The following is a 26,300-nucleotide window of genomic DNA, read 5'->3' on the forward strand; positions in this document are numbered from 1 at the left end:
AGAGGATGATTCCAATGGAAAGGATAGCAGCGGCTAGAGGCACCGAGCTTCGCTGCAAGGGCTGGCGGCAGGAGGCCTTGCTCCGAATGCTGGAGAACGTGCTGGAGAACGGCGAGAACCAGAAGGAACTGATCGTCTATGCGGCGCTTGCTAAGGCGGCGCGTGATTGGCCCTCCTACCATGCGATTGTTCGTACGCTGAAAGAGCTGGAAGAGGACGAGACATTGGTCATTCAATCGGGCAAGCCAATCGGCATCTTCAAGACGCACCGCTTTGCGCCGCTGGTCGTCATGGCCAACTGCAATTTGGTCGGCCGCTGGGCGACGAGTGAAAATTTCTACAAGCTGCAGGAGAAGGGCTTGCTGATTTGGGGCGGCTTAACGGCAGCAGCTTGGCAATATATCGGCTCCCAGGGCGTTATTCAAGGGACGTATGAAATTTTCCAAAGCATCGCGAGGCAATATTTTGGCGGACAATTGCAAGGGCGGTTTATTCTGACGGCAGGTCTAGGCGGCATGGGCGGTGCGCAGCCGCTTGCCGGCACGTTGTCCGGCGCTGCAATTCTTTGCGTCGAGGTTTCGGAGGAGCGGGTAGAACGGCGGATTCAATCGGGCTATCTTCAGCGCAGGACCCATCAGCTGGATGAAGCGCTGGAATGGATAACAGAGGCGGTTAGCACCAAAACAGCGTTATCCGTCGGTCTTGTCGGCAACGCAGCTGATATTTATCCCGAGATTGTGAGGCGGGGATTGGTACCCGATATCGTGACCGATCAAACTTCCGCCCATGATTTGCTTTACGGCTATGTCCCATCCGAATATGGTACGGCCGAGCTCCAGCAGCTTAGGGAAACGGACCCCGACCGCCTGCAGCAGGCTGCAGGGTCATCAATCGCGCGTGAGGTGCGGGCGATGCTGGCATTTAAGGAGAAGGGCTCAATCGTATTCGATAATGGGAACAATATTCGCTCACAAGCGCAGCTATTCGGCGTAGAGCAGGCGTTTGAGATCGATATTTTTACAGAAGCCTTTCTGCGTCCTTTGTTTGCTAGGGCGATTGGCCCTTTTCGTTGGGTTGCCCTGAGCGGCGACGTCGGCGATATACAGAAAATCGATGCTTATATCCTTGAAGCCTTTGCGGAAAACGAAATTATCGTGAACTGGATCCGTTTGGCGCAGGAGCATGTTCCCGTCGAGGGCTTGCCTGCGCGCATCGGCTGGTTTGGCCATGGCGATCGGACGAAGCTGGCTTTGGCGGTTAATCAAATGGTCAAGGAAGGCGCCTTAAGCGGACCGATTGCCTTCTCGCGTGATCATTTGGACGCGGCCTCCATGACCCATCCGAATATTATGACCGAGAAAATGAAGGACGGCAGCGATGCGATTGCCGATTGGCCGCTCTTGAACGCTATGCTGAACTGCTCATCGATGGCGGATCTCGTTACGATTCATTCTGGCGGCGGCGGTTATTCCGGCTATATGACTAGTGCCGGCGTGACGCTTGTGGCAGATGGTACGGCCGAGAGCGGCATTCGTTTGGAGACGACGCTGAATAACGACACGAGCCTCGGTGTGCTTCGCTATGCGGATGCCGGCTATGAGGAAGCGCTGGACGAGGCTGAGCGGAAGGGAATTAGGAGAATTAACACCAACCTATAATCATCATGGAAACGGGAGGAAACGAGATGCGAATTTTGACTGAAGAGGACGTATGGGCAGCCGTAAGAGGAGGCTCAGTATTTGCAAGTGGGGGAGGCGGCTGGGTCGACCATGGGCTCCAGATTGGCGGAGCGGCAGTGGCGATCGGCCAGCCGCAGCTGGTTTCCGTCGATGAGCTGCCGGATGACGCCATTGTCATTACGGCGACGGCCATAGGCGCTCCAGCGGGTACCGATTGGCAAATGCTAGGCACCGATTATATTAAAGCGGTGCAGCTGCTGCAGGAAAACTACGAAGGCAAGATCGTAGGCATCATGACTCCCCAAAACGGCATGTCGAGCACGATTAATGGCTGGCTTCCAGCCGCCCTGCTTAATCTGGTCGTGGTGGATGCCACCGGCGACATTCGCGCCCATCCGACCGGCAAAATGGGCTCGATGGGACTCGCAGCCCTGCAGGATTACGAAACGATTCAGGTCGTCGTCGGCGGGAAGCGCGATAACGGCTCGTATATCGAGCTGGTCGTCAAGGGCTCGCCTGCGCGAACGTCGAATATTTTGCGAACGGCCGCAGATCAGGCAGGCGGCTTCATCGCTTCCGCACGCCACCCGCTGCCAGCTTCCTATATTAAGGAGCATGCCGCTATCGGCGGCATCTCCATTGCCATTGCGCTTGGAAAAGCCATTATTGCCGCGCAGCCGCAGGGCGGCGACGCAGTAATTGATACGATTGTAACGCAAACGAGAGGCACGATCTTGGGACAAGGAACGGTCATTCGCCGGGAGGTTCATTATTCCGGGGCCTTCGATATCGGCACGATCGATGTCGAAACTGAGGCAGGCGTCCTTACGCTTCATGTCATGAACGAATATATGGCGGTAGATGATAGCAGCGGCAAGCGGCTGACTACCTACCCCGATGTCATTACGACGCTGTCTTCGGAGACGGGGCTACCAGTCAGCGTAGGGCATGTTGCGCTTGGAAGCAAGCTGGCTGTATTGTCTATTCATAAAAGCGAGGTTCCGCTGAGCTCAAGCGTGAAGGACCCGTCGGTTTATCCCGAAGTGGAGAAGGCGCTTGGCATTTCGCTGGCTTCCTATGCGCTGGAAGGCTTGCAGGGGTAGCCGGATGACAAACGGGCAAAATTGGCGGACGCTTGTGCTTGACGGCAGTTCTTTGACCATAGAGGATGTCGTGGCGGTTGCGGGCGGGCTTGTCCGCGTCGAAATAGCGGAGGATGCTTGGCAGCGGCTGGTGCGTTCTCGTCAATTCGTCCTTAGACAGACGGAGAGTGATACGCCGATCTATGGATTCAACCGTGGAGTGGGCTTAAATAAGGACCGGGTTGTCGAGGAGCAGGCTTTCGAGAGCTATAACCGCAGCCTGTTGTATGCCCATTCTGCCGGGGTCGAGCCTTATGCCAGCGAACGCCAGGTTAGAGCGACTTTGCTTGCCAGGCTGAACACGCTGCTCGTCGGCACAACCGGAGCTTCTCCTGAATTAGTCAAGCAGTATGCCGAGTTTTTAAATGCCGGCATTCATCCTCTGCTGCCAAGCAGAGGGTCTGTCGGCGCTGGGGACATCACGTTGCTGTCCCATCTCGGGCTTGCCTTTATCGGCGAGGGGGACGTGATCTACAAAGGGACGAGAATGGCGGCGGAGGAAGCTCTTCGGCAGGCCGGATTACAGCCAATCCGGCTCGGAGCCAAGGACGGCCTTGCGATCGTGTCCTCCAATGCGGCAGCCGCTGGTCATGGCGCCTTGGTGCTGCAGGAGGGCGAGAGGCTGCTTGAGGTGGCCGACCTGCTCTATGCTCTTTCGCTGGAAGCGCTGCAAGGGCAGCTGTCACCGCTGGATAAGAGTGTTCACCGCAGCCGCCCTTACGAAGGCCATGGCAGCAGCAGCTCGCGGATTCGCAGCTACCTAAAGGGCAGCAGCTTATGGAGCCGTAGCACGGGAGCCTTGCAGGACCCGCTCAGCTTCCGCAGCGCGTCGCCTGTTCACGGCGCAGCCTTAGAAGCGCTTGGTTACGCCAAAGGTTCGCTGCAGCTTCATTTGAACTCATCGGAGGATAATCCTTGCGTGCTTGAGGAAGAGGGGCGCATTTTGCCAAGCGCCAGCTTTGAACCGCTGAACTGGGTGCTGGGCTTTGAAATGCTTGGCATCGCGCTTAGCCATGTCTCTAAAATTGCGTGTTACCGAACGATTAAGCTAAGCACGCCATCATTCACGGGGCTGCCGCGTTTCTTGGCTCCGGAAGCTCATATTCTCGCCTTCAGCACCATTCAGAAAACGTTCACTGCACTCGATGCGGAGATCCGGCATCTCTCGAACCCTGTTTCGGCCGATTATTATTCTTTGGCCGGCGATATGGAGGATCATTCGACAAATGCGCCGCTAGCGATCCATAAAACAGGTGAAATCATAGACCGGCTTACCTATATTTTGGCGATAGAGGCCATACATGCAGCCCAAGCCATTGATCTGAGGAATGGGATCAAGCTGGGAGAAGGCACGTTGACCGCGTATAATAGAATCAGAGAGGTGGTTCCCTTCTTGGATCGGGACCGCAGCTTAAGCGGAGACATAAAAGCAGCCTATACGTTATTGAAAACAGGAGGGCTTGGCGATCAGCGGGGGAGAAGCTTAGGCAGCCCATGCTATTAACCAGAGAAGGTATTCCAAGCCGATAGCCGAATATATAGGGGTGACTATGAGTACAAACGTAGAGGTGCGACCCATGAATGGAACACAGACCTTAAGCCGGGCTTTGGATATTCTCTTTGCGCTGGCCGAAGCGGACGGCGCTTTATCCGTAAGCGACATTGCGCAGAAGGTATCGATACCGGAGAGCTCGACCTACCGTTTTTTGCAAACGCTTGAGCAGAACGGAATCGTCGAGCGCAGGGGCAAAGGACAGATTGGCCTCGGCATGCGGATTTTGGATTTGGCAAGAAGCCTCAGCCAGCAGGTTCATCGGGAGTTGGTCCCGCTCGCGCTGCCGGTTATGGAGGAGCTGACGAAGGAGACGAATGAGACGTCGCTGCTGTTTATTCGCTCCGGCACGAATGCGATCAGCATCCAGACCATTAGGAGCAAGGCGCTCATTCAATATTCGGCCGAGAATGGAAGAATACTGCCCTTGTACTTGGGCGCGTCCAGCAAAGTGATCTTGGCCTACGAAAGCGAAAAAATAATTCAAAACGTCTTAGACAAGTGGGCGCCAGAGCTATCCGAGGAAAAGCTGCTGCAGGAGCTGAGCGGAATACGGGAGCAGGGCTACGCGCTTACGCAGGGAGAGATCGATCCCGACGTATTCGCTGTCGGCGCTCCGGTATTTGATTCCCGAGGCATACTCGTGGCCAGCCTCTCGATCGCAGGCCCCAAATACCGTTTTGACGAAAAGCTCGAAAGGTTATCCATTGAAGCGGTTCTGCATGCTGCAGAGCAGGTGTCACGCAAGCTGGGGAAAGAATAAGCTGCATTCCACATAAAAACAGCCGCACAACCTCCATTCGGACGGTTGTGCGGCTGTTTTTTTGAAAATGAGGACTTCATGGTGCTAAACCTTATTTCTTCAGTTTATCCCAAGCGCCCTGCATGCCGGTTTCCCAAGCAGATGCATCGATTTTGCCTGCGATATATTGCTGAATTACGCTAGCGAATTCTTGCGTTACGCCATCTGGGTATTTGGAGGACTGGAGCCCAAGCACTTTGTCGGCTTGAACATAGTTGTAAACCTCAGTACCGATGTCGCCCATATCCTCAGGCGTAGCCGTAATCGTTGATAGAGCCGGAATGAACTTGAATTTCTTAACGATGTACTCTTTACCGATATCGGAAGTAACAAGCCAGTTCAGGAACGTTTTTGCTTCTTCTTTCACATCGGATTCTTTGTTAATCACAAGGTTAGCCGGAATGCCGACATTCAGCTTATCGTTAGCCTCTGCATCCTCGCCAAGCGGCATAGGCAGCACGCCGATGTTCAGGTCAGGGTTAATGCTGTCGATTTGAACCTGCGCCCAGTTTCCTTCTTGCATCATCGCCGCTTCGCCGCTTGCAAATAGCGATACTTGCGTGTTGTAGTCGGTGGTAAGCGGGTTTTTGTTGCCGTAGTCCATCGTAAGCTTCATCAGCTTCGCCCAGTCGGCGAACTTCTCATTGCCCGGAATTTTGACCGAGCCATCATTCAAGCCCGCAATAAAAGCATTGACGTCCGGCTGCTGTGCAAACGCAGGGTTAATTCCTTGGTTGCCGATCAACCACCATTCTTGATAAGCATTTGCGAAAGGCGTGACGCCTGCGGCTTTTAGCGTTTTTGCAGCCGCTTCAAGCTGGGAGTACGTTTTTGGAAGCTCGGTAATGCCTGCTTTTGCAAAAATATCTTTGTTGTAGATATAGCCGAAGCCTTCAAGGTTCATAGCCATGCCGTATACCTTGCCGTCCTTCGTCATCGGTTCCGCAGCCAAAGGCACAAGATCCTTCACCCATGCTTGATCGGAGAGATCCTCAAGCTTGTCCAGCCACATTTCCATTTCCGCGTAACCGCCATTGGAGAAAATGTCAGGAGCGTCGCCAGCGGCGAATTTCGTCTTCAGGGAAGCGCCGTAGTCGGCACCGCCACCAACGGTTTGGATATCGAGCTTGATGTTCGGGTATTCTTTATTGAATTCAACGGCCAATTCGTTCAGGCCTTCCACGATTTCGGTCTTAAATTGGAAAATGGTTACCGTTTTGACGTCACCTTTAGCCGTGCCGCCGCTTTCGTTGCTGCTGCCGCCACATGCGGATAGCACGATGCTCATAGCAAGCACAAGGCTTAACGAAAGCATAGTCATCTTTTTATTCATGATGCAAATCCCCCTTGATTAATGGTTTATTATATGGAATCGACCGTCCGATTACAAGCGTTAGCCTTTAACCGAACCAGCCGCTACTCCCTCGACGATGTAACGCTGCAGCAGAAGGAAGAAAGCTACGATTGGAGCAATGCCGAGCACGAGCGCCGGAAGCGCAAGATCCCATTGCTTCGTATATTGCCCGAAGAACGCGAAGGTCGCGAGCGGAATGGTCCGCATGTCGGGCTTCTGCAAAATAAGCGAAGGAAGCAAGTAGTCATTCCACACCCACAAGCAGTTCAAAATAATAACGGTCATGAGCATAGGCTTCAGCAGCGGAAGCACGATTCTGAAAAATACCGTAATCGGATTGCAGCCGTCAACGGTTGCCGCTTCCTCGATTTCAAGAGGAATCGCCTTAATGAACCCATGGAACAGGAACAGCGAGAGCGGAGCGCCAAGCCCCAGATAACACATGATCAAACCGACCATACTATTGTTGACGCCAAGCATGTTCACGACTTTAAGAAGCGGAATCATGATCGATTGGAACGGAATAACCATAGCCGCTACAAAAAGCATAAATAATATCCGGTTAAAACGCGTGTTGGCACGCACCATCCGGTAGGCGCCCATTGCGCTAATCAATGCAGTCAGCACAACGGTGACTACGGTGATGATCATAGAATTGGTAAAGGCTTCCGGAAATCTTGTCAGCTCCCAGGCACGGGAGTAGTTCTCCCATTTGAACACCTGAGGCCAGCTGGCCGAATTCGACATAATTTCACCGAACGGCTTCACGGAGTTGACGAGCAGGAAATAGAACGGCGCAAGGAACAGCAGGCCGACGATGACCATCACCGCTTCGGTAATAAAGAGCTTTCCGGTATATTTTTTGGTATCCATTAAGCTTCAACCTCCTTGCTCTTGGTTACGCGAACCTGGATAAGAGTAATGACGGCCACGACGATAAAGAAGATCAATGATTTCGCTGTACCGAGTCCGTAACGGTTGTTTTGGAAGGCCTCAGCGTAAATGTTCAGAGCAACCGATTCTGTCGATTTGAACGGTCCGCCTTTGGTGAGCGACAAGTTTAGATCGAACATTTTGAACGACCATGAGATGGCCAGGAACAAACATACGGTAATGGCTGGCATGATGAGCGGCAAAATAATGCCACGCAGCACTTGGAAGCGGGTAGCGCCATCAATTTCGGCTGCTTCTAGCACTTCCTTCGATACGTTCGTCAGTGAAGCAATATAGACGACCATCAGGTAGCCGGCCGATTGCCAGACGAAGACCATCGTAATGCCCCAGAATCCGGTCGTTTCATCGCCAAGCCACGGAAGGTTGAAGAAGGACCAGCCAGTCATGTCACCAACGGTGGAGAAGCCTTTTACGAATATGAACTGCCAGATAAAGCCGAGCAGCAGTCCGCCGATCACGTTCGGCATAAAGAAGATCGTCCGCAGCACGTTGCGGGATTTTAGCTTTTTCGTTAATAAATAAGCAAGGAAGAAGCCAACCACATTGGTTAAGAGAACGCCCACCACCGTGAAGCGGATCGTAAACCAGAAGGAAGACCAGAAATCGGAATCGTTCGTAAAAATTTGCTTGAAGTTGTCGAAGCCAACCCAATTAACCGTACCTGCAACGCCGTTCCAATCGGTAAACGAGTAGTACATGCCAAGCAGAAACGGGATGATCATAATTAATAGGAAAAAGATGGTTACTGGGCCTACGAACACGAGCTGCGGCCACCATCCGGACATTCTCTTGCTGCCCATCTTGGAAACTCCCCTTTCTTTTTACCAGAAAACTATTGTATGTTTAATTATGCAAGTCCAAGAGAGCGATAAACACCGACGGATGTGACCGGTCAGGTGCAATATATTGATCGGGAGCGGAGGTCGTGCAGCTTTGAACTGGAATAGCATTCGAACCAAATTAATCGTATTTATGCTGCTGGCAACGATTGTGCCGATCGTGACGACCATGGTGGTCACTTACAGCTATACCTCAAAATCAATGAAGGATCGAGCGCTGGAGGATACGCAAAATCTCCTTTATCAAGGCCAGCGGAACGTAACCGCGGTGCTGGACGAGCTTAGCCGTGCTTCGCTCAACGTTTACTCGGATGCAGAGCTATATCGGCAGCTGCAAACGGGCTTGGCCGATTTTCAGACGGACAGCCGCGTATTTGCAGCGCTGAGTTATATGAAATCAGCTGTTCCTGACGTTCATCAGGTTTACCTATATGCAAGCCTTGGCCAGCGGGCCACAATCGTAACGAATGTGGCGGGAGCGAAGCGGGCGAACGATACTGCTGCCTTTCCTGATCTGGATACTTATGTAGGCACAGGCGAGAGCACGTCGCTTCAGCCTACCCATATGAGCCACACCTACGGCTTTGCTTCCCTGCAGCCGCAGCAGCCAAGCGAGCGCGTATTCACTCTTCATCGGCGAATCGAGCGGGTACCCTCCAATGAGAAGCTCGGATATGTATCGATTGATGTGAAGCTAGCGCTTCTGACGGATATCGTGAGCCAGCTTTATGACCGTAAAGAAGAAGATTTATACGTTGTCGACAACAATGGCTTTGTCGTATTTGCAGACGACGAGCAGCTGTTAGGCAAGCCGCTCAAGAAAGCTTGGTACAACGGTGCATGGGCACAAGAAGATGCGAGTGGCGGCCATTTTGAGCAAAACGGTGCGCTGTTTGTTTATGAACGGGTACAAAGCAAAGCAGCCCATTGGACGCTTGTTAAGCGGATTCCCACCTCTTATCTCATCCGGGAAGCAAACAATGCGGCTGCGATTAACCTGCTATTGCTTGCTTTGTCGCTTGCGGTTATCGTTACGGCTACCGTGATTGTCTCTCTGCGGATAACCGCGCCAGTGAAGCAGCTCGTGCGCTATATGAACCAGGTAGAGGCGGGCAATTTGAATGTTCCGATTCAGCCGACGGGGAACGACGAGATTGGCTTGGTCGTGGTTCGGTTTCGCAGCATGATGGATACCATCAACAACTTGATTTTGCGTGAATACAAATTGGAGTTGGCAAACAAAACCAATCAGCTGCGGGCGCTGCAAGCGCAGATTAACCCTCATTTCTTGAACAATACGATTCAAATTATCGGCACATTGGCTCTAGAGCTGGGCGTGCCGCGCATCTACGCGCTGTTGTCCGCGCTTGCTCGAATGATGCGCTACAGTATGGACAATGAGGCAAGCATGATTACTTTGCGTGATGAGCTTGCGCATCTGAAGGCTTACGTGGAGTTGCAGAAGGAGCGCTACGAGAATCGTTTTACCTTCCATGTCGATGTGGATGAGGAACTGCTGGATGCGGAAATGCCGAAGATGATTTTACAGCCCGTAATTGAAAACTACTTCAAGCATGGCATGGACAAGGCTGCGGATAATGGAGAGCTCGCTTTGAAGGCTGCTCTACGGGAAGGCGGCCTGCTGGAGATCACGGTTGAGAATAACGGCTCAATGATTTCGCCGGAGCGGCTTGCTGCGCTGCAAAAGGAGCTTGTGAGCGTACGATACGCAGATAAAACGCAGGATTACGAGGGGCAAGCAGCAGGAGGGAGCAGTCGAGAAGCGGAAGGGCCAATCGAGGGAGTTTATAGTTCGCTCCAGCTGGCGCAGGCCGGAGCTGAACCTAAGATCGGCTTGCTCAACGTGCTTGCGCGGCTGCGAATGGTATATGGGGACGATGCTCGGTTGAATATACAAAATAGGGAATCTGGCGGCGTACGCATCATGCTCGTGCTGGGAATGGCAGCGCTGAAAGGAGGTAAAACGGATGAAGGTGTTGATCGTAGATGATGAGGCGCGCGTGCGCAAAGCGGTACGGCTGCTCGTAGATTGGGACGCGCATGGGGTTGACGAAATTGAAGAAGCTACCGGAGGCTATGAAGCGATCCAGCGAATGAGGGACGATAAACCGGCCATTGTTATTATGGATATGATGATGCCGGAGGGCAGCGGCGTGGACTTGATGGCAGCGTTGAATGAATTTGCGGGAACGGTAAAGTTTATCGTTGTGAGCGGGCGCGGTGATTTTGATTTCGTCCGTGAAGCGGTTCGCAACGGCGGCATCGATTATTTGCTGAAGCCGATCGAACCCGAGGCGATTAATGCGGCTGTTGCCAAAGCATCCGCCCAGTGGCGAGTGGAGCAGCAGGAGCGAAACGAGCGGCAAAAGCAAAGCATAAAGCTTAATGAATTCAAGCCAGTATATGGAGAGAAGCTGCTTACGGGCCTAATTGATGATCCGGCTACCGCGCAGACTTCGCTGCGCAAGCTGCGGGAGGAACGCTTGATCCCGGAGACTGCGAATACGGCAAGGCTTGGATTGCTGCAGGTCGACGCGAGTGATACGCAGCTGCAGGAACGGTTTGCCTTCGATAGCGATTTGCTTCATTTTGCGATCATTAATATTTGCAATGAGTTCCTACTCCCGTCTCAGCGGGGAGTGGCTTTCCGGCATTGGGGAGCGCCTACGGAAATCGTCATCATCGTATGGGTGGCAATCGAGCAGCTGCCTGTTGTATTGCAGGACATTAATGAAGGCTTATTTATGACGCTCCAGCGGCGTATGCATATGGGCCTCAGCAGCGCGGGTGCTTTTCCCAGCGCGATGCCTGTTCAGCATGATGAGGCGTTGGAAGCGCTGCGGCGCCGCAATGCACTGGATTCAAACGGTTATGTTCATCAGTTAGCGGATCATTCGTCCGGTAAGCGGGTAAGTTTCTCGGATTGTGAAGAGGAGTGGAAGGTCGCCGTATTAAGCGGCGACGCGGATCAGCTTCATGCGGCTTCCGGCCGCTGGCTAGAGGCTGTGCGGGTGTCGGGCCATATTACGCCAACGATGCTCGAAGAATACAAGACAGATTCTCTGCTTTTCTGCGCGAGGCAGCTTCGTGAAGCGCCCGGCAGACAGGCAGGGGATGAAGCTGGGCTGCTATCTGTGGAGGAGCTGGAGCAAAAATCGCCCTATGTGAGTGCCAGCAACTTTTCATTGCAGGCTTGGCGAGAATGGTCGTACCTGCTTCTTCGGGAGCTGTCCCAGGCCATTGGGCAGCGCCAAGCCCAGGAGAAAACGAAGATGAGCGATATCGCTGGCTTTATTGAGCAGCATTACCAGAGCGAGCTGTCGCTTCAGGATATCGCCAAGCGTTTCTTCGTCAGCCGTGAGTATGTATCGCGCAAGTTTAAGCAGGAGTACGGCATTAACATCACCGATTATATCTCAGGCGTTCGCATCGACAAAGCGAAGCTGCTCATGGTCAATCCGAACTTGCGCATTTCCAAAATTGCCGAAATGGTCGGTTTCCACGACGAGAAATATTTCAGCAAGGTGTTCAAGAAACAGGAAGGCGTCTCACCGAAGACCTACCGTCTTGCGGAGCCGGAGTAAGAGCCTGCGGTACGGCTAGATGAGCTGGTCATGTATGAATTACTTCCTTATTTTGTCGACCCAGCTCACAATCGTTTCGTACCATTGCTGCAATTTTATGACCAGCTTGTCCAGTTTCTTGCCTTCGTTCACAAGATGGAGCAGCCAGTCCCAATCGGTTAGAAACTGCAGGATCGTTATGACAAGCATAATGATGACAAAAGAAAAAATGACGACAAACGCGGCTTGCAGCTTGAAATAAAGGGTCAGCCGCTTAGCCAGCAGCTTTACGGCATGCTCATCGTTTGGATTGGCCTGCAGCTTCTTTGCCGCGCTTGCCATCACGAGCAGTATAATCGTAATGACGAGCTCAAGGAAGCCGGCAATCGTCCCCCAGCCAAAATTAACAAAGCCGATAAAGGTTTGAAACAATCCGAAACAAAGAGTGAAAGCCGCGGTTATTCTCATCCAGAAAGCGAGCTTTTGCCATACCTTCTGAAGCTCCAGCTGCATCCCTTCGCCTGTTTCAGGCGACGCAGGAACGGCTGAAGGAGCGGGCCATGGCTGGCCCAGCCCTGTCTGTGCATTTGTCTCCAATCCCCTACGCTCCTCTCTCTATTTTTTACCAATTATAAAGCTATACGCACGTCAAAGTCGATGAGTTTCTTGACGCCAAACCAGCGGTTTGCAGTGTTTCCGGTTTTGCAGTACGATGAAAGAAATAATATTTCCATTACACTACCTACTCAGGGGAGGACGCAGTGTTGCTCTCTACATATTTCATTCAAGTCAGCTCGATCATCGTATCGGCTCTCGCGGGGCTGGCGCTTATCATTGTAAGAATCCGTGCCGGAAAGCAGCCCACCTCTATGCGAAAAATCATTATACCGCCGCTTGGCATGGCCACGGGTTTTGTGATGTTTGTTTTCTCGGTCACTCATATTCCTTGGGTTTGGGGATTATCTGCTTTTTTGACAGGCCTGCTGATCTTTTCTTTCCCGCTTATTGTCACGACAAGATTGGAGCGCGTGGAATCCGAAATTTATGTCCGGCGCTCCAAGGCCTTTATTTTTATTATGCTGACGCTATTTATGATCAGGCTTGCGCTGCATAGCGTGGTTGAGCAATATATGTCGATACCGCAAACGGGTGCTATTTTTTACCTGCTGGCGTTCGGGATGATTATACCATGGCGAATCGCGATGATCAGTGATTTTGTGAGGCTTCAAAAAGTAGAAACGTAGCTCGATTGGGGGAGAGAGCATGGATCCGAAGCTAACAGAACGGGTAAAGCTAACGCAAAACAAGCTTAGAAAACGTACGATATCGGCAATATTGCAGGAATTCGACCAGAAAATGATGAAGCTTGAGCGCAGCAAACGCGAGGAAAAGTATGCCAAAATGTCGGAAACGCCATTTTCGTTTTTTCGCGGCAGCGCTTATTTGTTTTATTTTGACGTCTCGCGGGAATGGTTTCCTTACCACACGCCTGGCAATCGTCCAACCTGGATTCAAGGAGATTTGCATTTCGAAAATTTCGGGGCATTTCGCAATGAACGGGGGACGCTGGTCTATGATGTGAATGATTTTGATGAAGGGTACTTGGGCTCGTATTTATATGATTTGCTGAGAATGTCAGTCAGTGCGATACTTGTGGCTCGTTCGAAAGGGCTGTCTCATAACAGCCAAATCCAAACCGTAGAATCGTATTTGCAAGCGTATTCCAAGCAGATGCGCCGGTTTGTGAAAGCGAAGGATGATCCTGGCACTTATTCCGTCGATATCGAGCAAGCGGAAGGCCTGATCAAGAAGCTGCTCAAAAAGCTGCAAAAACGCAAGGAACAGCATTTCTTGGAAAAGGTAACCGCGCTCGTGCAGGAGCATCGGCAATTTGCGACAAACGAGGAAATCGTGTCTCCTACCGAGGAGGAACGCCATGCTCTACTAGAGGCCTGGCCGGAATATTTGTCTACGGTGGCCGCAAGCGGGGAAGAGCAGCTGCGCCATTTTCAGGTGAAGGATGTTGCGGTAAAGCATGGCTCGGGCACAGCCTCGATCGGGCTTGACCGTTTTTATGTGCTTATTGAGGCAGGTGAAGGGGAGCAAGGAGAGGACGATATTGTGCTGGAAGCCAAAGAAGTCCGTGTGCCGATTCCTGCCTATTATATGCCTTATGATGAAAACTTCTGGTCGATGTTCGAGCATCAGGGCAAGCGGGTAACGATGACACAAAAGGCGATGCATCATGAGGCTGATCCTTATCTCGGCTGGTTTTCTATTGGGGAGAGGCAGTTCTACGTGCGGGAGCGCTCGCCCTATAAGAAACGGCTGAAGCTGGAAGCGATTGAAACAACCGGAGATCTTCTGGCAATCACGGCTACGATGGGAAGGCTGACAGCGAAGCTTCATGCACGCGCGGATGCCGATGTAGCGCAAGGCATCTTGGCTTACCACAGCGAGGTTGAAATTGTAAAGGCCATGGGCGACGATGAGGAGGCATTTTGCACATTTATTGCACAGTGGGCTATGGCTTATGCCGATAGCGTCGAACAGGATTATGGCTTATTCGTGGAATGGTTGGTTGGAAGAAAGAAGCCTTCTGTAACGTAATCATACGGATTCATCTGCTCCCGAGCGGCTATTCTAATGGCTGATCGGGAGTATTTTTGTTTTAAGTTAAAATAATCGGTTGCAGCAAAAAAGGCGCTCGTTCTTACATGGAAGCTTAGACGCTGCGGAGTGGTACGTTTTCTGCTGATTTTCGTTGGAGAGATGAGGCATGGATGCGGATTCTCTTCACTGGCAGTTAATTTAACGGGAAAAAGTACCCCTAATTGAAGAGCTGAGCTACTAGTTATAGAATTAAAGGGAATGACTCCCGTTAATGCAAGGGATTTTAGGTTCGGATGCTAATTTCTCTGCTTTTAACGGTAGAAATTCCCGTTAAGTAGAGAAGTAGAAGCAATAGGGGGAATTAGCAGGAGAAATTCCTGTTATTCGGCTCGATAAGAGTTAGCTCATAAGAGTAGGTGGGGGAATGCTGATTTGGAGCAGAGCAGCCGCGATGTTGCTGTTAGTATCTACAGGACAGGGGTGAATTGACAAGCATAATACCTCCATGCTATTATTTTAATTAATTAAGTTGTATACAATTTAATTAATTAAAACTTACATGCGATAAGAGGAGGCAATCATTCATGAGTGTTTATGCGTATGATTTGGAAACCATCAGAGGCGAGCAGCAAAGTATGGAGCAGTACAAAGGGAAAGTATTGATTGTCGTTAACACGGCTAGCAAATGCGGCTTTACCCCGCAGTATACGGATTTGCAAAAGCTGTATGAACAATATAAAGAGCAGGGCCTTGAAATTCTCGGATTTCCGAGCAATCAGTTCGGCGAGCAAGAACCGGGCGCCAACTCGGACGTGCAAAGCTTTTGCCAATTGAATTACGGCGTTACCTTCCCCCTCTTTGCGAAAACCGACGTGCGGGACGAAACGGCTCATCCTCTATTTAAGCATTTAACGGAGACCGCTCCATTCAACGGCTTCAACACCGACAGCCCTAGCGGTAAAATGCTCAATGCGTTTCTTTCGGAAAAACTGCCTCACTACTTGGAAGGCAACTCGGTCAAATGGAATTTCACTAAATTTCTAATAGACCGGGAAGGAAACATCGTCAAACGGTTCGAATCGACGGAGGAACCACTCGATATGAAGGCCGATATTGAGCAGCTGCTTTAATGCTCCCTCAGTTTAAAATGAAATAGATGCGGCTTCCCGGCGAAAAAAAGCCCATTTTATGGCTATTTTAGTCGATTTGGGGATGAGATTGACGTTTTCTGCAGAAATGCCCTCTTTTTTTAGACAAGCTTCGAGTTGCAAGTAGGGTTACTTGGGCCGTGAGCAATAGAGTTAGAAGAGAGACAGGTGAGGCAGCTTAGTTGGAGCTATGGCCTTGCCTTTCTTTATAATGAGGGCAGTGGATACATCAGGCACTAGAACGATGTCCTGCGATGCAACACTTAATGGCCCTATTTAGCAGCCATCGACATGGCTTCATGTTTAAATGGGAAAGTCAGCCCGATCATGATCGGGCTATCCTCTACTTCCTTCAAAAGCTATGCTTGTTATAAGGCTTCGTACCTCTTCAGCAGTCCCTTGCACAGGGGGGCATTCTGCCGCTCTGTATTCCCTTCAACTATGGGAATTGCCTCAACATCACTAATTAAATAAAAGGTTGTAAATGGACAGAAACGGGAATCCGATTTTGTCCATTTTTTTATGCGTTGGATGCTTGATGAAGTGGAGGCGACGGAGTTGAAATATAAGGTATAAAAAGTTGTTTTCATGAAAAAATAAAGAAAAATATTAATCTAGAAATGCTCGTATATCTATAATTTATAAGATGAATTCAATATTTATGAGTGGGAGATTTATGTTTAAAATATGCAAAAACAATCTAATAATTAATGCTGATTTTCAGTTCGGGGAAGAGATGCATGGTTTTTAGATCGAAGGTTGCAAAAGGATAAAAACCAAGAGATCCCTTTTGCGGATTTTAGATCGGCAATTAGTGCATGACCAGCGGTCGAACCTTCCATTCCAAAGCGCAGCCGCGCCTTCAAGTGGCGGGTCCACATTGCAATGAGCAGCTTTGGTCCTGCTGCAGCCCTTGCGATCTGAACCCGGCAGCAGCCGCTTCTATTCCGGTCTCACATGAATGACTGTGAAGGATGGAATGGTGAGTTGGCGGAAGAACGTCCGGCTAATTTATTCGATCGGCTTGGCATCAAAGATACGCTGAAAGCGGTCATCATTTGTTATTTTTACCAATGCTTCCGTCTTAGATTTCACGCCTAGTTTTCCGTAAATCTTTTTTAAATAATTTTCGACGGAGCTCTCGCTGACGTGAATGATGCCAGCAATTTTACTGTTTGTGAATTTGTCGGCAACCATGGACAAAATTTTGAGCTCAGTCGAGGTTAGATCAGCTTCCCAATAATGCTTGCTATAGTCGGGCCGCTGAAGCTGAACCTGTCTGAAAATGGACAGCGGCAATATCGTGTTCCCGCGCATGACGGAATGGATCATATCGACAATTTCTTGCGGTGATGCACTTTTGTTTAATATGCCGCTCACGCCGCTTTCAATGAGGCGATTAAAGTAAGGAGTGTAGTCATACCCGGTATGTATGATGATATGAATGGACGGATGCCGCTCTTTAATAGCTGCGGCAATATGAACCCCCGTATCGTCAGGGAGGTTTAAATCTAGAATGATAACGGAGGGAAGAAGCTTCTCCGTCATCTCGATTCCTTCTCTGCCAGTGGAGGCAATGCCCAGCACCTCAATGCGCCCGTCCTGCTCCAGCAGATATTTAATCCCGAGCGCCATTGCCGGATGATCGTCGATAATGACCATTTTAATTTCTGTGTTCAACAGGGTCGGTCCCTTCTGTAGGTAATGTGAGGACCAGCTTTAATCCTTCGTTGGGGGCTGTGTCATAGTGTAATTGCCCTTCCAAGCTATTCATTCGATGTTTGATGCCGTGCCAGCCTATCCCGGTGCTTTGCAGCTGATCATCAAATCCGATCCCATCGTCTTGGTATTCCATTATGAAGCCTTGTCTGGACAAATGAAGGTGAAAATCGATCTGATTAGCCATGGCGTGTTTTTTGGCATTAGAGAGAAGCTCTTGCATAATCCGGAACAGATGGTGATGGACTTCCGTATCGAGCGCATCCCATTCAGCCTTATGTTCAATACGCAAATGCAGTTGAAACGGAACCTTCATCCGTTCGGATTCAATTAGGTTGGACACCGTTACGGCAAATCCAACCTCCTTAAGGAGGTGCGGGTACAGTTGGAATCCGGTTTCTCGTACATTCAAATTAATAATATCGAGATATTCCATCAGCTCTTTGAGCTCGTCCTCCAAATGGGAGGACTGGGATGCGTTATCGCGAATGGCGGCAACCCTCTGTTTGGCGAAATAAATATCTTGCATAATCGTATCATGAAGGTCCGAAGCGACCCGCTGACGCTCCTTCTCTTGCATTTCATAGAGCGATTTTCTAAACCACAAATAAGAATGAGGAGACTTGTCGCCAGCTGCCGCAGGTTCGGTTAACAGTTCATTAATTTTAAGGGACAACAAATCGGATAAATATATATTCTCGATCATAATTGAAAGCTGAGTAATGATTGCAGAGATCCATCGCTGCTGCTCCGCATGGAAGGCTTGTCCATGTTCTTTCTTTGCCAGGATGATATGGCTTGAAAATTCTTCTCCGGGATAGATGCCGTAGACGACATGGGTTGCCGAATTCCGTTCCTCACGTTGCATAAGCTGTTCGATTTCATCTGCATCAATTTTTCCATGTACTGCGAGTTTTACCTGGTTGTTATTTTGAAGCCGAATGGCAGCGCCTGTTAGATTAAGCGCCTGGCACAGATTCGGGAGCAGATGGTGGGAGGCATCCTCAAGCTGCTTGACCTGCCCTTGCTCCTCCAGCAAGCGGTAAAAGGCATCGCGCTGCTTGGGATGCAATGGCCAGCCAAACCGTGGGGTTTGCTTCAGTTTATTTTTGCCCGCGTAATAGATGCAGGTCGCCGGGAATAAAATGATAAACCAAACGCTGCTAGCGTAGTCTAATATGGGCTTGCCGAATAGGTCGGGCAAGACCGACAAAAGCAGAAAGGGTAAAAAGGAAATACCGAAAGCTGTGAATACCACTCGGATAATGCCAGCGGAGAATGAGTATTCATGGCGTTTCTTTCGATAGATGACGAATAATAGGGAAATCGCAAACAGGCAGCCCAGCGCAAAACACAGCAGGCTTATAAATCGGTCCAACACAAAATAAGAATGAAGAGGCGCGCTAAAGAAATAAGACAGCCGCATCACCGCAAGGATGGAGAGGAGTATGAATCCATACTTAAACCAGCGGTAAGAAAAGAGCTTATATCCTTTCTCTTTCAAAAAGTGATAAACAAACTGCGCGAACAAAAACGGGATGAACGACATGGCATTCAGCACTATAAATTTCGCCAGGCTATCTGAGCGTGCGGAGGCTTCTGCGCCAATAAACGCCAGACCCATCAGGATGAGCACAGCTAATAAATAATAAACGGAACGAGAATGTTTGACTTTGAAATAGACTACCACTGAAATGGCAAATAGGACCAATTCGCCTATAATTCCTATTATATACCGGGCTGAGATTTCATTTGCTGAATTTTTTATATCGAAGCTATGATGAACCCGGTCGCGTATAATTTCGATGGAATGGGCTTGCTCGATATCATGGTATTTGCTGACTGTGAAATGCTGGCCGGTCGGTCGTTTGTCAATCAAGGCGACCGTATCGTTAAGGGCCAATCCTAATTTCTCTGCGGCACTGTCTTTGTAGATATCGGAGATGACCCATGTGCCTGAGTTCGTAGCTGTTACGCCAATACCAACGTAAGGAAAATGAAAGGAAATGTAACTGAACCAAGAATGGATCAAGAGTAAACCTGCACCTACGAAAATAAAGAAGAAACGTTTGAATGGAATTGAATTATTCATAGCCATGATCCTTTCAGAATGAATAATAAAAAAGCCTGACTCATTCGCCAGGCTCTTCATTATTTACATTAAGCCCAATAATCAGCTGAAGAGGTACCGTTGCTTAGCGCAGCAGCCGAGGATGCGTAAGACAGTGTTAATGCCTTTTTCTGATCAATAGAGATTGTCGCTTCGGCCAAAACAGAAGATAGCTTCTCTTTGGAGTTTTTGCTAGCCGCAAGCTGTATAGCTGTTTCTTTAAGCGTTGGTGTCCACATGATAGAATTCCCCCTTTTATTGGTCTTTTCGACAAAATAATTATATCAAATTATGGTAAGCTTCAACCCCAACTTTTGCTAGGGAATGCCATAGAATTAATTAAGGAAAGCATCGATAGTGATGGACCTTAGCCTAAGCTTCCAGGGCTGTAAAGCAGTTATCTCTGTTAAAATGCGGTCAGCCTGCTGGAGGTAAAGAAATTGAACAGCCGTGCTGTATTCGAATACGCCCGAAGTAGTGATGAATTCGGTCAACTGCTGCTCTCCGGCGAGCAGTTCTCTGAATGTAACATTCCCCTCGTAATAGTTTCTCAGGAAGGGGTCCAATCGGGAGGACTGATCCAGCAAATAGAGGGTGGCAAGCGTTTTTTTTCGCTGCACGATATCATTATGCTCTCGAAAGTCCGTCAGGCCTTTTAAATCATTGCGGAGCTGGGCTGCTATGCCAACGTTCCGAGCGAATTCAGCAAGTATGCTAGCGGTCAACGGGCTCGCTTCATCTACGAGTTGATAGGCGGATTGAATGGACAGATTGAGAAGAGAGGCTGATTTCTCAGCGATTAGTTGCAGGTACTCCTCCTCTGATTCAATGAGGTTCTGGATGTCCTTGTGTTGGCCATTATGGGCCGTGCTGAGCAATGTTAAGGCGGTTGTGTCCATAGGCTTGCCTCGACTGCCTGCAATGGCGGCAATCAATAAGCCCGATGCGCAGTTCATGGCGATCGCGGGTTCGATTTGCATCCACGGAGGGAGCGGGTTGTCCTGGTCCTGAAGATCATCGAGGATGTCCAAGCTAAGGATGATCAACTCCGTCTGAGCGGCTGCATGATAGATATAGGGAGAATTGCCGCCTAGCATATAATGCGTATAAAGCGTTAGCTGAGGCCAAAGAAGAGTTTCCGAATTTTTATAACGGACATAGCCCTTTGCCATTTGGTTTAAGCTGTCTTCGTGGAAATGGCTATCAATGATATGAAATAGTTCAACGGAAACCTTACTGAGCATCAAGTCCAATTCGGCGGCTCTCACTAACGCATTTTCGTTCATCTCGTCATGTCCCTTCCATATATTACAATTGTAATTATATTCGTTCCACAGTCCTGGGTATAGCTATAAAAATAAGACTTTAGTAGGTGGAGTAGAGCGTTCATTCATTGCGGACGGTACGGAGTATTATAATTTCACGGAAATTTGTGTATTATAGTAGGATAAATATTTTCCGTGGGAAAGGTTGGTCGCAAATGGAGAGTACAGCAGAGAACAAGTCCTCATCCTCTAATTTCATTAAAAATATCGTTATCGAAGATTTGAAGAGCGGCCATGTGAAGGAAATTGTGACTCGTTTTCCGCCGGAGCCAAACGGCTATTTGCATATCGGACATGCGAAGTCGATCTGCTTGAACTTTGAGCTGGCCGATGAGTTCAAAGGAAGAACGAATTTGCGCTTTGACGATACGAACCCGCTCAAGGAAGATACGGAGTACGTGGAATCGATTCAAGAGGATGTGCGCTGGCTTGGCTTTGAGTGGGACGAGCTGCGCTTTGCTTCCGATTATTTCGAAGAGCTTTACAACCGTGCGGTATTGCTTATACGCAAGGGTAAAGCGTATGTATGTGACCTAACAGCTGAGCAAATGCGCGAATATCGCGGCACGTTGACTGAGCCAGGAAAGGCAAGCCCTTATCGTGATCGAAGCGTAGAAGAGAACCTGGACCTGTTCGCCCGCATGCGTGCCGGAGAATTCAAGGATGGGGAAAGAGTGCTTCGTGCCAAGATCGATATGGCTTCCCCGAATATTACTCTGCGTGATCCCGTTCTATACCGCATTGCGCATACGCATCATCACCGTACAGGAGACGCGTGGTGCATTTATCCGATGTACGATTACGCTCATCCGCTTAGCGATGCCATTGAAGGCATTACGCATTCTATTTGTACATTGGAATTTGAGGATCACCGTCCGCTTTATGATTGGACGGTTGCAGAATGCGAAATGGATGCGGCACCGCGCCAATATGAATTTGCCCGTCTAAACGTGACGAATACGGTGATGAGCAAGCGTAAGCTAAAGCAACTGGTGGATGAAGCGGTAGTAGATGGCTGGGACGATCCGCGCATGCCAACAATCAGCGGCTTGCGCCGCAAAGGCTATACGCCGGAAGCGATGCGAGCGTTCTGCCGCGAGATCGGCGTATCGAAGAGCAACAGCCTGGTTGACGAACGCAACCTTGAGCATTTCATTAGAGAAGATTTGAAGCTGAAGGCACTTCGGACGATGGCAGTGCTGCGCCCTCTTAAAGTGGTAATCACGAACTATCCAGAAGGGCAAACGGAGCTGCTGGATGCGGAGAACAATGCGGAGAACGAAGCGATGGGCACGCGCCAAATTCCTTTCTCCCGTGAAATTTATATCGAACAGGACGATTTTATGGAAAATCCTCCGAATAAATATTTCCGTCTTTTCCCGGGCAATGAAGTGCGGCTCAAGCATGCTTATTTCATTACTTGTCAAGACGTGATCAAGGATGCGGACGGCAATGTAATCGAGCTGCACTGCACCTATGATCCGAAGACGAAAAGCGGCTCGGGCTTTAACGAGCGCAAAGTGAAAGGCACGATTCACTGGGTGGAAGCCTCACAGGCGGTCGCGGCGGATTTCCGTTTGTTCGAGCCGCTTATTACGAGCGAGGCTGAGGAGGAAGGCAAGCCGTTTCTGGAATGCATCAATCCGAATTCGCTAGAAGTGCTGAAGGGCTTTGTAGAGCCGAATATGAAGGAAGCGGTTGGCGGGGATAAATTCCAATTTTTCCGCCATGGGTATTTCAATGTGGATCCGAAGGATACGTCGGCAGAAAAGCTGGCGTTCAACCGTATCGTATCGCTGAAAAGCTCGTTTGACCCGTCCAAAGCTTAATTTAAACTATGTTAAGAAGCCTGTCGGACATCCTTTGCCCGGCAGGCTTTTTTCAAATATAAGCCGAGGAGGATGGAAATGGGCAAATATCCGATCGGCAGCCTAATACTCGCCGGTGGGCACAGCTCAAGGATGGGAACGGACAAAGCGCTGCTGCCTATCGGCGGCAAACCGCTGCTGTACCGGCTTATCCAGCAGCTATCGAAGCTCACACGGGAAGTGACGGTATCTGTTGGAACATCGCAGCGTGAGGCCATTTATCGCGACTGCCTTGGCGGGCTGGGAGCGAAGGTTGGTTATGCGGTTGACCGCTATCCTGAAAGCGGGCCTTTATCCGGTCTGCACGCAGGCTTGAGCAGCCAGCTTGAAGGTTATTTATTCGTTATGGCCTGCGACATGCCGAACGTGTCGGAAGAGCTGCTTGAGAAGCTGATGTCCCACAAAAATAGCGGCGCGGATGTTATTCATGTGACGGGCCAGCCCTTCCATGCTCTTTACCATACGAGAGCATTGCGGCCAATCGAAGCTGCGCTTCAACAAGGGGATTACCGTTTGCTTGGCCTGCTTCGGTCAATGGATTCCTTCGAGGTGGCATTGCCGGAGAATAGCCCTTCTGGATTATTCGCGAATCTGAATACGCCGGTTGATTATGAAGCGTATTCCGCAGAGGGATAGATCCTGCATGTTCCATAAGGTCATTGCCCGTCCGCTGAGCGGTATGCTCGGCGGCTTTTTTTTGCATGCTTAAACAATCGGTGGTGTGATATAATTTGACAAAGTTAGGAGAGTTCAATTTGCAAAAATAATATATTTATTTCTCAAGGGTAAGGGGTGGCAAGCATGTCCAGGCAGCTTAATTATGAAATTACCGATGCGCAGCTAAGCGATCTGGAGCGCATTGTCGACATTTATAACTCTACGATTGCAAGCCGGACGGTAACGGCGGACTTGGAGCCGGCAACCGTGCAGAGCAAGAGGGCATGGTTTGATGAGCACTCAGCCCATTCCCGGCCATTGTGGGTACTTCGTATCGATGGGGAAATAGCGGCGTGGTTTAGCTTCCAATCGTTCTATGGCCGACCAGCCTATCAAGCGACAGCTGAAATCAGTATTTATATAGCAGAGCCATATCGCAATCTAGGCCTTGGCTCCGTTCTGATGCGACGAGCACTGGAGGAAAGCCCGCGATTGGGACTTACCACCTTGCTTGGCTTCGTATTCGGGCATAACGAGCCGAGTTTGGCGCTGCTGCGCAAGTTCGAATTTGAGACCTGGGGGCATCTGCCCAAAGTGGCCGTACTTGATGGCGTAGAGAGAGATCTAGTGATCTCGGGGAGACGCGTATGAAGAGGACACTAGTGATCAGCGACATTCATGGCTGCTACACGCCGTTTAATGATCTCCTTTCCCAAATGAACTATTGCCCAGGAGAGGATCAACTGATGCTGCTCGGTGATTTTGTGGATCGTGGGCCCCGCAGCCGTGAAGTGGTGGAGCAGGTTTACGGTTTGGTTCAAAAGGATGGAGCGATCGCCATTCAAGGCAATCATGATGAACGCCTTGTCGATGTGATGCTGGAGCGCAGCGAGCAGTCGCTGCTGAAGTTTTCCGGACATGGCGGCAGACAGACTGCGGAGAGTTACTCTGGCATTAAGCAAGGCTCAATCGAGTATGTGATTGAACAGGCCAAGCTGGCTGTACAGGAGCATTATTCGCATCATATGGCTTTTCTGGATCAACTGCCCTATTATCACGAGGACGAGCATTTTATATATGTTCACGCGGGTCTTAATCCCAACTACTTGAATTGGAAGGATCAACCTGCCAGAGATTTTTTATATATTAAACAGCCGTTTCTCAGTCGGCCTACGAATGTGGACAAAACGGTTATATTCGGCCATACCAAAACCATTGATATCCACGGCAAGCCCGACATCTGGTTCGGGCCCGGGAAGATTGGCGTGGACGGGGGCTGTGCAACGGGCCATCAGCTTAACGGTTTAGCAATTACGGGAGCTGATGAATTTCAAGTGTTTTCCGTTCCTTGGAGGCTTTAGGCGATGCGTCTGTACCCGAATGCCTATTTCAAGAGCTTGTCCTTGAATTTATTGTTGACCGTGTTTGCCTTGGGTTATGCGCTTATTATGGGGTGGCTGCTGTTTTACCGCAATCGTTACTTTGGCGAAGGCTATAGCTATAATTTGGTACCTTTGTATACGATAAAAAAATATATCATTCACTATGACCATTTTAACTTTGACATTTGGTTTAAAAATTTATTCGGCAATATTGTCCTTTTTGTCCCGATTGGTTTTTTTCTGCCATTGCTGAACAAGAAACGCCTTAGCCACTGGAGGCTCATTGCCTCGTCCATCGCATTGATTACCTTGGTGGAGGCGGTTCAACTGGTAACAAAGCTCGGGAGTTTCGATGTCGACGACATTATCCTAAATACGTTTGGCGCTTGGATCGGCTTGTTGATGATGAAGCTTCTGGTTCGATCTAAATAAAGAACGTCCTGGCATTCATGTTAAAATGAAGCTACGATTTGAGATTTGAAATGTGACAGAGGAAAGGAAGATTAACCCATGAGTAAGTTTTGGAGTCCGCTGACTGCATCGCTAGTTCCGTACGTGCCTGGAGAACAGCCAAAGGATAAAACCTATATTAAATTGAATACAAACGAAAATCCCTATCCGCCATCTCCAAGGGTAATCGAGGCGATTGCGGGGGCGAACAACGCGGATTTGCGCCTTTATCCCGATCCTACCTGTGAGAGCCTTGTTCAAGCCACTGCCAACTATTATGGTTTGCCAGCGGCACAGGTATTCGTTGGCAACGGGTCGGACGAAATACTGGCGTTTGCGTTTGCGGCATTTTTTGACCCGGCCAAAAAAATTCTGTTCCCTGACATTACCTATAGCTTCTATAAGGTGTATGCGAAGCTTTACGGCCTAAGCGCTGAGCTGATTCCGCTTGACGAGCAGTTTAACGTGCCTGTCGATGCGTTTCATCCGGATAACGGGGGAGTGATCATCCCGAATCCTAATGCACCAACAGCTCAACTTCTATCCATTGAGCAGATTCGTACGCTGCTTAAGGGGCAGCCGAACCAAGTGGTTATTATCGATGAAGCGTATATTGATTTTGGCGGCCAATCAGCGATTGAATTGATTCAGGACTTCCCGAATTTGCTGGTTGTCCAGACGCTTTCCAAATCCCGTTCCTTGGCGGGCCTCCGCGTGGGGTTTGCTTTTGGCAGCGAAGAGCTGATCGAGGGATTAAACCGGATCAAGAATTCATTTAATTCCTATACGATTGACCGGCTTGCACTGGCTGGTGCCGTCGCGGCGCTCGAGGACGACGCGTATTTCCGTGACACGGCAGCGAGGGTTATCGAGACGCGCGAGCGCGTAACGAAGCAGCTGCTGGAGCTGGGCTTCATAGTGACCGATTCCAAAGCGAATTTCGTCTTCATTTCGCATACACAAATAGCGGCGAAAGTGCTCTTCCAGCAGCTGCGTGAGAAGGGCGTGCTTGTTCGTTACTTTGATCAGGCCCGTATCGATCAATATTTACGCGTGAGCATTGGCACCGATGAAGAGATGGACGCTTTTGTAGCAGCGCTTCAAGAAATTATAGGCACCTAA

At 49.8% G+C, this 26,300-nt stretch carries 23 protein-coding genes; 15 read left to right on the forward strand and 8 right to left on the reverse strand.

The window, feature by feature from the left end; translation table 11 throughout:
* Nucleotides 1–14 precede the first annotated feature (14 nt).
* The 4 genes from FJQ58_RS21410 (at nucleotide 15) to FJQ58_RS21425 (ending at nucleotide 5,136) form a co-directional block, all read left to right on the forward strand.
* Nucleotides 15–1,658 (forward strand): urocanate hydratase, encoded by a 1,644-nt coding sequence (locus tag FJQ58_RS21410; RefSeq protein ID WP_238404232.1) that lies wholly within the window; start codon nucleotides 15–17, stop codon nucleotides 1,656–1,658.
* Nucleotides 1,659–1,684: 26 nt separating this feature from the next.
* Nucleotides 1,685–2,782, forward strand: a complete 1,098-nt coding sequence (locus FJQ58_RS21415) for a DUF917 domain-containing protein (protein ID WP_139996848.1) — start codon at nucleotides 1,685–1,687, stop codon at nucleotides 2,780–2,782.
* Nucleotides 2,783–2,786: 4 nt separating this feature from the next.
* The gene (locus FJQ58_RS21420) at nucleotides 2,787–4,325 is read left to right on the forward strand and encodes an HAL/PAL/TAL family ammonia-lyase (RefSeq protein WP_139996849.1); all 1,539 of its coding nucleotides are present in this window, start codon (nucleotides 2,787–2,789) and stop codon (nucleotides 4,323–4,325) included.
* Between the two features lie 73 nt (nucleotides 4,326–4,398).
* The gene (locus tag FJQ58_RS21425; RefSeq protein ID WP_139996850.1) at nucleotides 4,399–5,136 is read left to right on the forward strand and encodes an IclR family transcriptional regulator; all 738 of its coding nucleotides are present in this window, start codon (nucleotides 4,399–4,401) and stop codon (nucleotides 5,134–5,136) included.
* 91 nt (nucleotides 5,137–5,227) lie between these two features.
* Here FJQ58_RS21425 and FJQ58_RS21430 read toward each other — a convergent pair whose 3' ends face one another.
* The 3 genes from FJQ58_RS21430 to FJQ58_RS21440 are packed head-to-tail and all read right to left on the reverse strand — an operon-like array spanning nucleotide 5,228 to nucleotide 8,283.
* On the reverse strand, nucleotides 5,228–6,508 hold the full coding sequence (locus FJQ58_RS21430; protein WP_139996851.1) for an ABC transporter substrate-binding protein: 1,281 nt from the start codon (nucleotides 6,506–6,508) through the stop codon (nucleotides 5,228–5,230).
* Between the two features lie 60 nt (nucleotides 6,509–6,568).
* Nucleotides 6,569–7,402, reverse strand: coding sequence for a carbohydrate ABC transporter permease (locus tag FJQ58_RS21435; protein ID WP_139996852.1), 834 nt, complete (start codon nucleotides 7,400–7,402; stop codon nucleotides 6,569–6,571).
* A complete protein-coding gene (locus FJQ58_RS21440) occupies nucleotides 7,402–8,283 on the reverse strand; it encodes a carbohydrate ABC transporter permease (protein WP_139996853.1) in 882 nt (293 codons plus the stop codon). Before FJQ58_RS21440 ends, FJQ58_RS21435 begins: the two co-directional genes overlap by 1 nt.
* Nucleotides 8,284–8,416: 133 nt before the next feature.
* On the opposite strand from FJQ58_RS21440, the gene FJQ58_RS21445 reads away from it, so the two are divergent.
* Entirely contained in the window at nucleotides 8,417–10,333 is a 1,917-nt protein-coding gene (locus tag FJQ58_RS21445) for a cache domain-containing sensor histidine kinase (RefSeq protein ID WP_139996854.1), read from the forward strand.
* Entirely contained in the window at nucleotides 10,311–11,927 is a 1,617-nt protein-coding gene (locus FJQ58_RS21450) for a response regulator (protein ID WP_139996855.1), read from the forward strand. The genes FJQ58_RS21445 and FJQ58_RS21450 overlap by 23 nt, the downstream gene beginning before the upstream one ends.
* Nucleotides 11,928–11,966: 39 nt before the next feature.
* Here the strand turns inward: FJQ58_RS21450 and FJQ58_RS21455 are convergent, their stop codons facing one another.
* Nucleotides 11,967–12,503, reverse strand: a complete 537-nt coding sequence (locus FJQ58_RS21455; protein ID WP_139996856.1) for a hypothetical protein — start codon at nucleotides 12,501–12,503, stop codon at nucleotides 11,967–11,969.
* A gap of 164 nt (nucleotides 12,504–12,667) precedes the next feature.
* On the opposite strand from FJQ58_RS21455, the gene FJQ58_RS21460 reads away from it, so the two are divergent.
* The 3 genes from FJQ58_RS21460 to FJQ58_RS21470 all read left to right on the forward strand — a co-directional run bounded on the left by FJQ58_RS21460 (nucleotide 12,668) and on the right by FJQ58_RS21470 (nucleotide 15,649).
* Nucleotides 12,668–13,150, forward strand: a complete 483-nt coding sequence (locus tag FJQ58_RS21460) for a CcdC family protein (RefSeq protein WP_420799855.1) — start codon at nucleotides 12,668–12,670, stop codon at nucleotides 13,148–13,150.
* Nucleotides 13,151–13,169: 19 nt separating this feature from the next.
* A complete protein-coding gene (locus tag FJQ58_RS21465) occupies nucleotides 13,170–14,516 on the forward strand; it encodes a DUF2252 domain-containing protein (protein WP_139996858.1) in 1,347 nt (448 codons plus the stop codon).
* Nucleotides 14,517–15,103: 587 nt separating this feature from the next.
* Complete coding sequence (locus FJQ58_RS21470) at nucleotides 15,104–15,649, forward strand: glutathione peroxidase (RefSeq protein WP_139996859.1); 546 nt, start codon at nucleotides 15,104–15,106, stop codon at nucleotides 15,647–15,649.
* Nucleotides 15,650–16,678: 1,029 nt separating this feature from the next.
* Here FJQ58_RS21470 and FJQ58_RS21475 read toward each other — a convergent pair.
* From FJQ58_RS21475 to FJQ58_RS21490, 4 genes are all read right to left on the reverse strand, one after another.
* The gene (locus FJQ58_RS21475; protein ID WP_139996860.1) at nucleotides 16,679–17,347 is read right to left on the reverse strand and encodes a response regulator transcription factor; all 669 of its coding nucleotides are present in this window, start codon (nucleotides 17,345–17,347) and stop codon (nucleotides 16,679–16,681) included.
* On the reverse strand, nucleotides 17,331–19,478 hold the full coding sequence (locus FJQ58_RS21480) for a sensor histidine kinase (RefSeq protein ID WP_162341665.1): 2,148 nt from the start codon (nucleotides 19,476–19,478) through the stop codon (nucleotides 17,331–17,333). The genes FJQ58_RS21475 and FJQ58_RS21480 overlap by 17 nt, the downstream gene beginning before the upstream one ends.
* Nucleotides 19,479–19,546: 68 nt before the next feature.
* Nucleotides 19,547–19,735 (reverse strand): hypothetical protein, encoded by a 189-nt coding sequence (locus FJQ58_RS21485; RefSeq protein WP_139996862.1) that lies wholly within the window; start codon nucleotides 19,733–19,735, stop codon nucleotides 19,547–19,549.
* 96 nt (nucleotides 19,736–19,831) lie between these two features.
* Nucleotides 19,832–20,782, reverse strand: coding sequence for a polyprenyl synthetase family protein (locus FJQ58_RS21490; protein ID WP_139996863.1), 951 nt, complete (start codon nucleotides 20,780–20,782; stop codon nucleotides 19,832–19,834).
* A 194-nt stretch (nucleotides 20,783–20,976) separates the two neighbouring features.
* Between FJQ58_RS21490 and FJQ58_RS21495 the strand changes: the two genes are divergently transcribed.
* The 6 genes from FJQ58_RS21495 to hisC all read left to right on the forward strand — a co-directional run bounded on the left by FJQ58_RS21495 (nucleotide 20,977) and on the right by hisC (nucleotide 26,300).
* Nucleotides 20,977–22,650: a glutamine--tRNA ligase/YqeY domain fusion protein gene (locus FJQ58_RS21495; protein ID WP_139996864.1), complete on the forward strand. Its 1,674-nt coding sequence runs from the start codon at nucleotides 20,977–20,979 to the stop codon at nucleotides 22,648–22,650.
* A 78-nt stretch (nucleotides 22,651–22,728) separates the two neighbouring features.
* Entirely contained in the window at nucleotides 22,729–23,325 is a 597-nt protein-coding gene (gene mobA, locus FJQ58_RS21500) for a molybdenum cofactor guanylyltransferase (protein ID WP_162341667.1), read from the forward strand.
* Between the two features lie 165 nt (nucleotides 23,326–23,490).
* Nucleotides 23,491–23,997, forward strand: a complete 507-nt coding sequence (locus FJQ58_RS21505; protein ID WP_139996866.1) for a GNAT family N-acetyltransferase — start codon at nucleotides 23,491–23,493, stop codon at nucleotides 23,995–23,997.
* Nucleotides 23,994–24,707: a metallophosphoesterase family protein gene (locus FJQ58_RS21510; protein ID WP_139996867.1), complete on the forward strand. Its 714-nt coding sequence runs from the start codon at nucleotides 23,994–23,996 to the stop codon at nucleotides 24,705–24,707. The genes FJQ58_RS21505 and FJQ58_RS21510 overlap by 4 nt, the downstream gene beginning before the upstream one ends.
* A gap of 3 nt (nucleotides 24,708–24,710) precedes the next feature.
* Nucleotides 24,711–25,160, forward strand: coding sequence for a VanZ family protein (locus tag FJQ58_RS21515; RefSeq protein WP_139996868.1), 450 nt, complete (start codon nucleotides 24,711–24,713; stop codon nucleotides 25,158–25,160).
* Between the two features lie 78 nt (nucleotides 25,161–25,238).
* Nucleotides 25,239–26,300 carry a histidinol-phosphate transaminase gene (gene hisC, locus FJQ58_RS21520; RefSeq protein WP_139996869.1) on the forward strand — a complete coding sequence of 354 codons (1,062 nt, stop codon included), beginning with the start codon at nucleotides 25,239–25,241 and terminating at the stop codon, nucleotides 26,298–26,300.

This window comes from Paenibacillus paridis (assembly GCF_006345825.1).
GTDB lineage: Bacteria > Bacillota > Bacilli > Paenibacillales > Paenibacillaceae > Pristimantibacillus > Pristimantibacillus paridis.